At 64.9% G+C, this 12,366-nt stretch carries 12 protein-coding genes and 1 tRNA gene; 3 read left to right on the top strand and 10 right to left on the bottom strand.

What is annotated here, in order from left to right; all coding sequences use genetic code 11:
- Positions 1 to 49: 49 nt before the first annotated feature.
- Both ACVILI_RS04870 and ACVILI_RS04865 read right to left on the bottom strand, forming a co-directional pair.
- The gene (locus ACVILI_RS04870; RefSeq protein WP_015314705.1) at positions 50 to 358 is read right to left on the bottom strand and encodes a UBP-type zinc finger domain-containing protein; all 309 of its coding nucleotides are present in this window, start codon (positions 356 to 358) and stop codon (positions 50 to 52) included.
- Positions 358 to 2,112, bottom strand: a complete 1,755-nt coding sequence (locus ACVILI_RS04865) for an FAD-dependent oxidoreductase (protein WP_038650995.1) — start codon at positions 2,110 to 2,112, stop codon at positions 358 to 360. Before ACVILI_RS04865 ends, ACVILI_RS04870 begins: the two co-directional genes overlap by 1 nt.
- Before the next feature lie 246 nt (positions 2,113 to 2,358).
- On the opposite strand from ACVILI_RS04865, the gene ACVILI_RS04860 reads away from it, so the two are divergent.
- From ACVILI_RS04860 to ACVILI_RS04850, 3 genes are read left to right on the top strand one after another with little or no spacing between them, the layout of a single operon-like run.
- Positions 2,359 to 3,186 carry an FMN-binding protein gene (locus tag ACVILI_RS04860; RefSeq protein WP_038650992.1) on the top strand — a complete coding sequence of 276 codons (828 nt, stop codon included), beginning with the start codon at positions 2,359 to 2,361 and terminating at the stop codon, positions 3,184 to 3,186.
- Positions 3,187 to 3,210: 24 nt separating this feature from the next.
- Positions 3,211 to 3,930: an FAD:protein FMN transferase gene (locus tag ACVILI_RS04855; RefSeq protein WP_240564569.1), complete on the top strand. Its 720-nt coding sequence runs from the start codon at positions 3,211 to 3,213 to the stop codon at positions 3,928 to 3,930.
- Positions 3,927 to 5,438, top strand: a complete 1,512-nt coding sequence (locus tag ACVILI_RS04850) for an RnfABCDGE type electron transport complex subunit D (RefSeq protein WP_038650986.1) — start codon at positions 3,927 to 3,929, stop codon at positions 5,436 to 5,438. The genes ACVILI_RS04855 and ACVILI_RS04850 overlap by 4 nt, the downstream gene beginning before the upstream one ends.
- A 7-nt stretch (positions 5,439 to 5,445) precedes the next feature.
- On the opposite strand, the gene ACVILI_RS04845 is transcribed toward ACVILI_RS04850, so the two are convergent.
- From ACVILI_RS04845 to ACVILI_RS04810, 8 genes are all read right to left on the bottom strand, one after another.
- Entirely contained in the window at positions 5,446 to 6,789 is a 1,344-nt protein-coding gene (locus ACVILI_RS04845; RefSeq protein WP_019862322.1) for a sensor histidine kinase, read from the bottom strand.
- Positions 6,789 to 7,454: a response regulator transcription factor gene (locus tag ACVILI_RS04840; protein WP_019862321.1), complete on the bottom strand. Its 666-nt coding sequence runs from the start codon at positions 7,452 to 7,454 to the stop codon at positions 6,789 to 6,791. The genes ACVILI_RS04845 and ACVILI_RS04840 overlap by 1 nt, the downstream gene beginning before the upstream one ends.
- Complete coding sequence (locus ACVILI_RS04835) at positions 7,454 to 7,780, bottom strand: PepSY domain-containing protein (protein WP_019862319.1); 327 nt, start codon at positions 7,778 to 7,780, stop codon at positions 7,454 to 7,456. The genes ACVILI_RS04840 and ACVILI_RS04835 overlap by 1 nt, the downstream gene beginning before the upstream one ends.
- Positions 7,781 to 7,888: 108 nt before the next feature.
- A complete protein-coding gene (locus ACVILI_RS04830) occupies positions 7,889 to 8,431 on the bottom strand; it encodes a cytochrome b (protein WP_019862317.1) in 543 nt (180 codons plus the stop codon).
- A 288-nt stretch (positions 8,432 to 8,719) separates the two neighbouring features.
- A tRNA-Leu gene (locus ACVILI_RS04825) sits at positions 8,720 to 8,804 on the bottom strand.
- A gap of 142 nt (positions 8,805 to 8,946) precedes the next feature.
- A complete protein-coding gene (locus ACVILI_RS04820) occupies positions 8,947 to 9,567 on the bottom strand; it encodes a 2,3-bisphosphoglycerate-dependent phosphoglycerate mutase (protein ID WP_038650980.1) in 621 nt (206 codons plus the stop codon).
- Positions 9,568 to 9,608: 41 nt separating this feature from the next.
- Complete coding sequence (gene dapB, locus ACVILI_RS04815; RefSeq protein WP_038650977.1) at positions 9,609 to 10,430, bottom strand: 4-hydroxy-tetrahydrodipicolinate reductase; 822 nt, start codon at positions 10,428 to 10,430, stop codon at positions 9,609 to 9,611.
- A complete protein-coding gene (locus ACVILI_RS04810) occupies positions 10,427 to 12,286 on the bottom strand; it encodes an ABC transporter ATP-binding protein (RefSeq protein ID WP_080643847.1) in 1,860 nt (619 codons plus the stop codon). Before ACVILI_RS04810 ends, dapB begins: the two co-directional genes overlap by 4 nt.
- Positions 12,287 to 12,366 lie beyond the last annotated feature (80 nt).

The following is a 12,366-nucleotide window of genomic DNA, read 5'->3' as shown; positions in this document are numbered from 1 at the left end:
TCGCGAGATCGGCAGTATCGGGCGGAAACTTGGCCGCGTGCGCGGCGCCTCAATAAAACCTTGGGATCGGCCCGTTCTGCGGCGTCGTGCGGTCGCCGAGGTCGAGAAAGACCTCGTCGACATAGCACCAGCCCCAGCCTTCCGGCGGATCGTAGCCCTCGATGACGGGATGGCTGGTGGCGTGGAAATGCTTTGTCGCGTGGCGGTTGGGCGAGTCGTCGCAGCAGCCGACGTGTCCGCAGGTGCGGCAGAGCCGCAGATGCACCCACCACGAGCCGCTCTTCAGGCATTCCTCACAGCCGAGCGCGCTCGGCGTCACATCCTTGATCCCGGCCGCATGCTTGCATTCGTCCGCCATCACTCTCTCCTGAAATATCTCTTCGTTGAAGCGTGATCTTCTTCCGAAAACCGGTTGCCACTTTTCGGGATCATGCTTTGAGGCGTGACGGCGGGGCTGCCGTCCCGCGCGAGATAGGCATGCAAGGCCGCGACCACCTGGGCACCTTCGCCGACGGCGGCCGCGACGCGCTTGACCGAGCCGCAGCGCACGTCGCCGATGGCAAACACGCCGCTGCGGCTGGTCTCCATCAGGCCATGCTCCGGTCCGAGCTCCGATCCGGTGCGGATGAAGCCCTTGGCGTCGAGCGCCACATTGCATTGCGCCAGCCAGTCGGTGTTGGGATCGGCGCCGATGAACAGGAAGAGGTGGCCGATCGGGCGTGTCGTCTCCTGCCCGCTGACACGGTTGCGCCAGCGGACAGTGGCAAGATTGCCTTCCTCGCCCTCCAGTGCCTCGATTTCGGTCTCGGTCAGCACCTCGATGTTCGGCTGCGCCTTGATGCGCTCGACGAGGTAGCGCGACATCGAGGCATCGAGGCTGCCGCCGCGCGCCAGCAGCGCCACCTTGCGCGCATGGCTGGCGAGATAGACGGCCGCCTGCCCGGCCGAATTGCCGGCGCCGACCAGCGCCACCTCCTGCCCGGCGCAAAGCCGGCCTTCGATCGGCGAGGCCCAATAATGGACGGACGTTCCCTCGAACTGCGACAAATTAGCGACATCGAGGCGGCGATAGCGCGCGCCGCTGGCGATCACCACGCTGCGGGTGCGCACCGTCTCGCCGTCGCCGACATCGAGCAGGTAGCGGGCGCCCGAATTGTCGGTCGCGGCACTCAAAAGCTTCGCCTCGTCCGGAATCACCATTTCGACGCCGAATTTCTGCGCCTGGTTGTAGGCGCGCGCCATCAGCGCCATGCCGGTGATGCCGGTGGGGAAGCCGAGATAGTTCTCGATGCGCGAGGAAGCGCCGGCCTGGCCGCCGAAGGCCCGGCAATCGAGCACGATGGTCGACAGCCCTTCGGAGGCGGCATAGACCGCCGCCGCCAAGCCCGCAGGCCCGGCGCCGACAATGGCGACATCATACAGCGTATCGGCATCGATCGGCCGCAGCAGGCCGATGCAGCGGGCGAGGTCCTTCTCACCGGGATTCATCAGCAGCCTGCCGTTCGGGCACAGCACGACCGGCAGATGGTGCGCGTCGACATCGAAACGCTCGACCAGGGTTTTGGCGCAAGGGTCGCTGCCGGAATCGAGCACGCGGTGCGGCTGGCCGCTGCGAGCCAGGAAGCCCTGCAGCCGCAGCACGTCGGCATTGCCTGAGGGTCCGATGATGATCGGCCCGCTTGTGGCGCTTTCCAGGAGCCCGACGCGGCGCAGGATCAGCGCCCGCATGATGCGCTCGCCGAGATTGGCCTCCTGCACCATCAGGTCGCGCACCCGCCGCGAGGGAATGACGAAGGCCTCGACCGGCTCGGCGGCCTCGGCATTGACCAGCGAGGGCCGGGCCGAAAGCTGCGCCAGCTCGCCGACGAAGCTGCCGGGGCCGTGGGTGACGATCGTCTCGCGCCGGCCAAGACCATCCTGGGTGATATCGACCTTGCCCGACAGCACGACGATGAGACCCGGCGCGACATCGCCGGCCCTGATGATGTGCTCGCCGGCCGCATAGGCGCTGGCCTCGCCGAAACGGCGCATGTGATCGATGTCGGCCTCGCTCAGCGTGGGAAACGCCTGGTCGCGACGGGCGCCGAAGATCGCGGTGCTGGATTGAGACATGGCCGCAAGCGTAGCGAAGCCGCGGCCCGGTTTGAAGTGGTTTGTTCAGCGCCTAGCCGCGAGGGCAGGTTTGGTTGACGGCCGCCGTCGTCCCGTTCGTTTCGAGGTGACGACTGGAGGCTCAAGGATCGGTGCTGTTGACGGTGCCGGGGCCTGACAGCCAATTGTCAGGTGGATCGTGAGACATTGTTTCCGAATAGCCGCGAAGCCGATTCGCCGGCACGGGATTCAAGGTGAAACGAGCCCATGAAACAGATTGCCCTGTCACTTTTCGTGATCGCGTCTTCGGGCGCCTATGTATGGGACCAGGCAGGCAAGGGTCCTGCCGGCGACATGATCGACACAGCGGGTTCCGCCAATGCCGCCGAGGACAGTGTGGTGCAGCCCCCAGCTCCGGCCAGCCCCGTTCGAACCGATCCCACTCCAGCGCCTGCGCCGCCATCGCCTGGGATCCGCCAGCAGAGTGTGCGGTTCGATCCTCCTGCACCCAAGCCAACATCGGTCGGCGATGAAACCACCGCCGCGATCTCGGCGCCCACCCCGAAGCAGCAGGCGATAAAGCCGCCGCTCTCATCCAGCCCTCCGCAGCTTTCTCAAGCGCCCGCAGCCCAGCCCGAACAGGCGCCAGTTCAAACTGGCGCCGATGCCGCGCCACGGACGGCATCCTTCACCATAACCCCGGCCGTCTATATCCCCATTCCCCAGCCGAGGCCGGACTATCCGCAAGCACCCGCCCGCGTCTTCAAGGCCGCCATGAAGCTGGCTGTGAGCCCCAAGCCGGCGGGGCACGGCTTTGCCGACGGTACCTACACCGGTCCTGCCGCCGATGCCTATTACGGCCTCATCCAGATTCAGGCCTCCATCCAAGGCGGCCGTCTCACGGCGCTCAAGGTGCTGAAATACCCGAATGACCGCCGCACCTCGGTCAGCATCAACAGGCAGGCGCTGCCGATGCTGCGTGACGAGGCGATCAGTGCGCAGAGCGCCAATGTCGACATCATTTCGGGCGCCACGCTGACCAGCAAGGCCTTCATCCAGTCGCTTGGCGGCGCATTGAAGAAGGCATCGTCCTGATCGATGCGCGACACGAGGATCTTGATGGGCATGCCCATCACCGTCGACATCGCCGGTGCCTCGGGTGCGACCCTTGTGGAAGCGGTCTTCGATTATTTCGAGCACATCGACCACCGCTTCAGCACCTACAGGACCGACAGCGAGATTTCGGCCATCAACCGGGGTGATCTTCCGATCCGCGACTGGAGCGCCGAAATGATGGAAGTGATGGCGCTTGCCGCACAGACGAAAAACCAGACGGACGGATATTTCGACATCCGCAAGCCCGACGGATCGCTGGACCCGTCCGGCATCGTCAAGGGCTGGGCCATCCGCAATGCCGCCGGGATCGTTCGCCGGGCCGGCGTCGGCGATTTCTTCATCGAGGCGGGCGGCGACATCCAGTCCTGCGGCCGAAATGCTTCGGGTCTCGACTGGAGCGTCGGCATCCGCAATCCCTTCAATGCCGAAGAGATCATCAAGATCGTCTACCCGCGAGGACACGGCGTCGCCACCTCCGGCACCTATGTGCGCGGGCAGCACATCTACAATCCGCTCGGAGCCGATCCGATCACCGAAATCGTCAGCCTGACCGTCATCGGCTCGGATGTGTTGGAGGCCGACCGTTTCGCCACCGCCGCCTTCGCCATGGGCCGGCAGGGCATTCTCTTTCTCGAACAGGCGCCTGGCCTCGAAGGCTACGTCGTCGACAGCAACCGTCGGGCCACGCCGACGAGCGGCTTCGGAGCTTTTTGCCAGCCATGATCAAGACCATCGACCGGCTTCTCGACCATCAGACCATGTACCGGCTGGTCCTCTATTACCTGATCGCCCTGCTGGGCACGGCCTTCGTGCTCGGTTTCCTCAAGCTGGTGCCGCATGACCCGGTCATGCTCGCCTTCACGACGGGGCTGATGCTGGCAGCCTGCTGGATCACCAACAGGGTTTTTGCCGCCGTCTTCAAGGTTCCGGCCAACAACGAGTCGGTCTACATCACCGCCCTCATCCTGGCGCTCATCCTCGATCCGGTGGCCGCCACGGACCTCAAGGGGATATGCGCGGTGGTATTCGCCTGCGTCTGGGCGATTTCATCCAAGTTCATCCTCGCCATCGGCGGGAAACACCTGTTCAATCCCGCGGCGCTGGGCGTGGCGCTGACCGCGCTGCTGCTCGACCAGCCGGCCACCTGGTGGGTCGGCGGCAATTTGCCATTGCTTCCCGTCGTGCTTCTTGGCGGCCTTCTCATGGTGCGCAAGCTGCGCCGGCTCGATCTGGTCGCCACCTTCGGTGTCGTCGCGCTGGCGACAATCCTGGCAACCACCGAGCCGTCGCAATACGCTGCCGCGCTGACGGAGACACTGGGCTCGTCGCCGCTGCTGTTCTTCGCCTTCGTGATGCTGACCGAGCCGCTGACGGCGCCGACGACACGGTGGCCACGCATCGCCTTCGCCGCCATCGTCGGCTTCCTGTTCGCGCCCAACATCCATGTCGGCTCGTTCTATTTCACGCCGGAACTGGCGCTTCTGACCGGCAATCTGTTTGCCTACGCCGTGAGCCCGAGAGGACGCCTCGTGTTGACGCTCGAGCGCATCGAGCAATCGGCGGTCGACAGCTATGATTTCATCTTCAGGTCACCGCGAAAGCTTGCCTTCCAGGCTGGACAATATCTGGAATGGACACTTGGGCTCGACCGATCGGACAGTCGCGGCAACCGCCGCTATTTCACGGTGGCGTCGGCGCCCACGGAGCAATCCATACGGCTCGGCGTCAAGTTCTACCCGCAATCGAGCGCCTTCAAGCGAATGCTGGGCGCGATGAAGCCGGGCAGCACGATCCACGCCTCCCAGCTGGCCGGCGACTTCACCTTGCCGGCCAATCCCCAAACCAAGATTGCCTTCCTGGCCGGCGGCATCGGCATCACGCCATTCCGCTCGATGCTGCAATATCTCATCGACAGCCATGAAAGGCGGCCCATCGTCGTCCTCTACGGAGCAGAGACGCAGCAGGACATCGCCTATCGCGACGTGCTCGGCGCGGCGAGACGGGAACTGGGTATAAGGACGGTGCTTGCCGTGGCCCGGGGGGCCGAGCGGGGCCAGTATCCCGGCTATATCGACGCGCGCCTGGTGCGCCTGGCCATTCCCGACTATCCGGAGCGGACCTTCTACATTTCCGGCCCCCAGGCCATGGTCAAGGCGCTGCGCGACACGCTGCTGGCCATGGGTGTTCGCCGCTCGAAGATAAAGGTCGACTATTTCCCCGGCTTTGCCTGAGTGTCGATCAACCCTGGCGGGGGAGGGTGATGGTCACGACCAGGCCTGGATCGGCGTTGGCCATGGTCAGCCGCCCGCCATAGGCTTCGACAATGTCCGAGACGATGGCCAGGCCCAGCCCGCTGCTGCCGCCCTTGCTGTCCAACTGCACCCCGCGCGACAGGGCGGATTCCCGGTCGGCATCGGGGATGCCCGGGCCGTCGTCGGCGACGGCTATGGACACCTCGCCGCCGGTTGCCCACGCATTGACCTTGACCGAGGATCTCGCGAAGCGTGCGGCGTTCTCTACCAGATTGCCGAGGATTTCCGAAAGGTCGCCCTCGTCGACCGGCGCCATGAAATCGTCCGCGACGTCGACCAGGAACGAGAGCTGCTTGCCGCCCGGCGTGCGCTTGATGACGGCGATGACGCCGGCCGCGGCTTCCCTGACACGGCACGATGCCTTGCCGGAAACGCCGGGCGCCAGACGGGCGCGCGCGAGTTCGCGCTCGACATGACGTCGGATCGCTCCAGCGCTCTTCTCGATCTCGTCGGCCAACTCGGTTTCGCCCTTCCCGCGCAGGGCCCGGATGTCGGCCGACAGCACCTGCAGTGGCGTCTTGAGGCCATGCGCCAGGTCGGTGGCGCGCGACCGGGCGCGTGCAAGGGCCTTCTCCTGCGCATCGAGGAGGCGGTTGATTTCGTCGGCGAGCGGCTGCACCTCGCTCGGCGCCGCCACGTCCAGTCGTGCCGTCCGCTGCGCGATCACGTTTCGAACGGCGACCCGCAGGCTTTCCAGCGGCGCGAGGCCAACGGTGATCTGGACGAAGAAGGCCGCCATGAGGGCGGCGGCGAGCAGGATGAGCGCCGGGATGAGATCGCGTACATATTCGCGCACCGACACTGTGACGCTGCTATGATCTTCCGCCACGATGGCGCGAAACGACCGGCCGTCTGCATCGGTTATGGTGCGCACGACGGCTACGGTGAGTTCGTCGCCAGGCCCCTTGAGCTCCTCGATCGTTCTCAGTTCGCCGCTCGCGCCTTGGCCGGGCAATGCAAGCTTTGCGTCCCACAACGAACGCGAGCGCACCAGGCCATGGCTGGCCAGGTCTTCCACCTGCCAGTAATGACCCGACAGCGGATTGGTGAAGCGCGGGTCGGTCAGGCCCGGGGCGACCGAAAGCTGGCCGTTGGCCGCGAAGCTGGTCGCGCCGATCAGTTCATTGAGATCGGCGGTCAGTTCGCCGACGATACGCCTCTCGACATTCAGCTCGAACAGATAGCGTAGCCCGACCCCGGCGATGGCAAGGGCGACGAGGATCGAAATGGTGGCCGCCGACCAAAGCCTGAAGCGGATCGAATTGCCCATCAGGACGGCTCGTCGGGTACGAAATATCCGAAGCCGCGGCGAGTCTCGATGACGTCGTTGCCGAGCTTGCGGCGCAGGCGCGCGACAATGACCTCGATTGTGTTCGGATCGCGATCATTGCCGGAATCGTAGAGATGCTCGGCGAGTTCGGTCGGCGCCACCACGCGCCCGGCATGATGCATCAGGAACGCCATCAGCCGGTATTCCAGCGGCGACAGTGCGACGGGAACGCCGCGCAGCGAAATGCGCATCTGGCGCGTGTCGAGGACCAGCGGTCCGGATTTCAGCACCGGTGCCGCCTGGCCTGTCGAACGGCGAAGGATAGCGCGCAGCCGCGCCAGCAGCTCGTCCATTTCGAACGGCTTGGGCAGGTAGTCGTCGGCGCCCGCGTTGATGCCTTCGACGCGCTCGGTCCAAAGGCCCCGTGCCGTCAGGATGAGGACGGGAAAGCGGCGCGTGTTGGCCCGCCAGCGCTTCAGCACCGTCAGGCCATCGAGTTTCGGCAATCCGAGATCGAGGATCGCCGCGTCGTAATTCTCGACGTCGCCCGCGAACCACGCGGCCTCTCCGTCGCGCACGGTATCGACGGCCATCCCCGCGGCCTTGAGCACTGCCGCGATGTCGCCCGCGATGCGCGGCTCGTCTTCGGCAAGGAGTATTTTCATCAATCACCACCCCTGTCGCGCATCAGCACGCCGGCGCCGGCGTCGACGTCAACGATCCTGCGGCGTCCGTCAGGGGCGACGACCTGGAAGCGATAGACCCAGCGGTCGCCAATCCGGATGAAATCGACGGCCACGATGTCGCCGGGAGCATCGGCGTGAACCACGCCCAGTATATTGGCCAAGCCCTTTATTTCGCCACGCTCGTAAAGGTCCCGCGCCCGGTCGTGATCGCCGTCGTCATCCTCGTCCGCGCGGGCGTGGAACGGTCGAAGCAGGACAAGCCCGACCAGGCTCGCCGTCGCCAGATGTTTCAGTATCGGTTTCATCCAAGGGCCATGCAGCAGACCTTGTGTTTCAATCCGGCTCGTCACCTGGCCAGTCTCCTGGCCCACAAACACGACAAAGGGCATCGCCCGCCGACGTTTGACTCGCGATCAGGGGCCACTTGTCCCCGGCAGCATACGCTTGAGCACCTCGTCCCGGCGGACATAGTGATGCCAGAGCGCAGCCGCCGCATGCAGGCCGGCAAGGATAAGGATCAGATTGGCGCAGAGGCTGTGCAATTCTCTTATGGTTCGGGCCGTGGCGCTGTCCGCGGAGACCGGAGCCGGGATGGTGAAGAGGCCGAAGAAACTCAAGGCGTCGCCCCTGTACCAGGTCACCAGGATGCCAAGAACGGGAATGGCGACAAGCAGCCCGTAAAGCACGAGATGCGCGACCTTGGCCACCCATCGTTCCAGCTCCGACATTTCCCGCGGCAGCCCCGGGGTTCCCAAGATCAGGCGCAGGCCAATGCGAATGACGACCAGCGCGAACAGCAGCATCCCGAACGAGATATGGAACCACCAGACGAGTGCCCGGCCGGGGTCGTTGCGTGGAAAGATATCCGCGACATAAGTCAGGCCGTAAAGGCCGATAACCAGCAGAAACACGGCCCAATGAATGGCCTTCTGTGCGCTTGTGTAGGTAGGATTCATGCAGGGCTGTCCAATTTCGAATGTTTCTAAACTAGCCGCGATCATGTCAAAGCTTTGTCAGGTCCCTTCGACGGCAATCGAGGGGGCCGTGACGGTTCCCCCGACGAGAGCGGTCCTGGAACCGGGCTTCGGCGATCGTGACCTATTGGGACATTGGCTGGAGGAACCTGTCAATTCGCTGACAGTCGGACACCGGACAACGCCGATATGCCGGACAAAGAAAAAGCCCGGACGAACCGGGCTTTTTCTTTGGGTCTCTGAACCATCGAACGGTTCGAAACGGGAATTTGGTGCCCAGAAGAGGACTCGAACCTCCACTCCTTGCGGAACACGGACCTGAACCGTGCGCGTCTACCAATTCCGCCATCTGGGCTGGTGCGGGCTCATGTAAGCGGGCAAGCGATTGCTGTCAACGCGCTTTTTGGACCATGTCGCCGAAAGCTGGAAACACAGCTTTGGCAAAAGCGCCACGTTCCAGCCAGGGCCTGGACTTCCACTTGCCGGCTCAGCAAGCGTCAGCTCTCCAGCACTTCCTTCGACGCCACGGTAGAATCGGCGTTCAGCTGGTAGATGACCGGCACGCCGGTGCCCAGTTCCAGCTTGACGATCTCCTCGCCCGACTTGCCGTCCAGCGCCATGATCAGTGCGCGCAGCGAATTGCCGTGCGCGGCGACCAGCACGGTGCCGCCGCGCAGCACGTGCGGCTGCAGGTCGTGCAGGTAGTAGGGCCAGACGCGGGCGCCAGTGTCCTTCAGGCTCTCGCCGCCGGGCGGCGGCACGTCATAGGAGCGGCGCCAGACATGCACCTGCTCCTCGCCCCATTTCTTGCGGGCATCGTCCTTGTTGAGGCCGGAAAGGTCGCCATAGTCGCGCTCGTTGAGCGCCTGGTCGCGGATGGTCTTGAGATCGCTCTGGCCGACCGCGTCGAGAATATGCTGGCAGGTCTTTTGCGCCCGGCTCAGCGCCGAGGTGAAGGCGATGTCGAACTTCAGGCCGCGCGCCTTGAGTTTCTGCCCAGCGGCCTTGGCCTCGGCATGGCCCTGCTCGGTCAGGTCGACGTCACGCCAGCCGGTGAACAGGTTCTTCAAATTCCATTCGCTCTGGCCATGGCGCACGAGCACGAGGGTTCTCGACATGTTTGCTCCTTCAGATTGGCAAAATTGGCAGATTGGCCGCTTCAGCTCAGGCCGAGCACGTCCCGCATCGAATAGAGTCCTGGCTTCTTGCCACGGGCCCACAGCGCCGCCTTGACGGCGCCGCGCGCGAAGATGGCGCGGTCCTCGGCATGATGGGACAGCGTGATGCGCTCGCCGGTGCCGGCCAGGATGACGCTGTGGTCGCCGACCACCGAGCCGCCGCGCAGCGTGGCGAAGCCGATCGACCCGGTTTTTCGCACACCCGTATGGCCGTCGCGTGAACGCACATCGTTGCCGGCGAGCGCAATGCCGCGCCCGGCGGCGGCGGCTTCGCCGAGCAGCAGTGCCGTGCCCGACGGCGCGTCGACCTTGTGCTTGTGGTGCATCTCCAAAATCTCGATGTCGAAATCGTCGGCGTCGAGCGCGCGTGCCGCCTGTTCGACCAGCACCGCCAGCAGATTGACGCCGAGGCTCATATTGCCCGACTTGACGATCGTCGCGTGGCGCGCCGCGGCCGCGATCCTGGCATTGTCGTCGGCTGAGCAGCCGGTGGTGCCGATGACATGGACGATGCGCGCCTGCGCCGCGTAGCCGGCGAATTCGACGGACGAGGCCGGCGTGGTGAAGTCCAGCACGCCGTCGGCCTTGGCGAAGACCGGCAGCGGATCGTCTGATATCGGCACGTTGATGATGCCTATGCCCGCGAGCTCACCGGCATCCTTGCCGAGATGGGGCGAATCCGCGCGCTCGACCGCGCCGATGACGCGGGCGCCCGGAATGGTATGGATGGCGCGGATCAGCGTCTGGCCCATGCGGCCGGCTGCCCCCACCACCACAAGGCCCATATCGCCTGCTTCGCTCATGTGCTCCTCACCGCCGTCTTTTTCGCACGCGTGGCCCGGACCGGAGTTTGGATCGGCTTGCTGTCATCGACAAGCCCCAGACCCTTCTTGCCCTGCACCCGGTGGAACCGTGCATAGACACTGTGCTGGTCGGCCATCAGCTCGGCATGCGTGCCTTCCTCGACCACCCGGCCCTGTTCCATGACGACGATGTGGTCGGCATTGACCACCGTCGACAGGCGGTGGGCGATGACGATGGTGGTGCGTCCTTCCATGACATGGGTCAGCGCTTCCTGGACACGCGCCTCCGCCTCGTTGTCGAGCGCCGAGGTCGCCTCGTCGAGCAGCAGGATCGGCGCCTGGCGCACGATGGCGCGGGCGATCGAGACGCGCTGGCGCTGGCCGCCGGACAGCGTCGCGCCGTTCTCGCCGACCGGCGTGTCGTAGCCTTGCGGCTGCTGGCGGATGAACTCGTCGGCCGCCGCCTGGCTTGCCGCGCGCTCGATCTCGGCGTCGGTGGCCGAGATACGGCCGTAGCGGATGTTGTCGCGAATCGTGCCTTCGAACAGATAGGGCGACTGCGAGACATAGGCGATCGAGCCGCGCAGCGACTGTTTGGTGACCTTGGAAATGTCCTGGCCATCGACCTCGATGGTGCCGGATTCGACGTCGTAGAAACGCTGCAGCAGCGCCACCAGCGTCGTCTTGCCGGCGCCCGAGGCCCCGACGATGGCAGTCATCTTGCCGGCGGCGGCGACGAAGCTCAACTCCTGCAGCACCGGCGTCTCCTCGACATAGCGGAAGGACACGTTGTTGAAGCGCACTTCACCCGACGTGAAGTGTGCCTCGACGGCATCCGGCGCATCGCCCTGCTGCGGCTTGAGGTCGAGCAGTTCGTAGATCATGCGGGCATTGACCAGCGCGCGCTCCATGCCGACCTGCATGCGCGCCAGGCGCCGGGCCGGATCGTAGGCCAGGATCAGCGCGGTGATGAAGGAAAACACCGCGCCCGGCGGCTGGCCGAGAACGAGTGCCCGGTAGCCGGAATAGGCGATGACGGAGGTGACGGCGAGGCCGGCCAGCATGTCGGAAATCGGCGCCAGCCGCTCCGAGACGCGGGCGATCTTGTTCGAGCGCTGTTCGGCCGTGTCTGCCAAGGCGCCGATGCGGCTCGCCAGCTGGTCCTCCATGGTGAAGGCCTTGACGATGGCGATGCCTTGCGTGGCTTCCTGGACGGCGCCGATGAGCCGGGAATTGATCAGCACGGATTCCCGTGTGATACGCCGCACGCGACGCGTCAGGTAGACGACCGCCCAGATCAGCGGCGGTCCGATCAGCAGCGAACTCAGCGATAGAACCGGATCCTGGTAGATCATGATACCGACAAGGCCGACCAGGGTCACCGCGTCGCGGGTGATGGATGTCAGCGTGATCGACAAGAGGTCGCGGATGCCGCCGACATTCTCGTTGACCTGCGCCGCCAGCCGGCCGGAGCGCGTATCGTTGAAGAAGCCGACGCCGAGCTTCATCAGATGGTCGAAGATGCGTTTCTGATAGCGCGCCACCAGATTGTTGCCGATCGTGGCCAGCGCCACCGCCTGGCCGTAGCCGGCGAAACCGCGCACCAGGAAAGCCGCCATGATCCCGGCGCAAATCCACACCACCAGGTCGCCGCGCCGTTCGTAGAAGATCTGGTTGACGATCGGGCTCATGATCCAGGCCGTGAAGGCCGTCGTGCCCGACACCAGCAGCATGCAGGTGATGGCGACGACATAGGACCAGCGATGATCGCGGCCGTTTTCGGAGAGGATGCGGCGCAGCACGGCGTTGACTTCGCCAACGCTGGCTTTCTGCTTGTTTGGAGCTTGAAGTGTCAAATCGGGAGCTTCGTGGGTTTTTCGCCTGGGACCGGGCTGCAATTCGGCACTCCTCTTAGCGCCATGCGGCCGGCTTGCCT

The sequence above is a fragment of the Mesorhizobium sp. USDA 4775 genome, from assembly GCF_054062655.1.
This window is presented reverse-complemented; position numbering and strand designations above follow the sequence as displayed.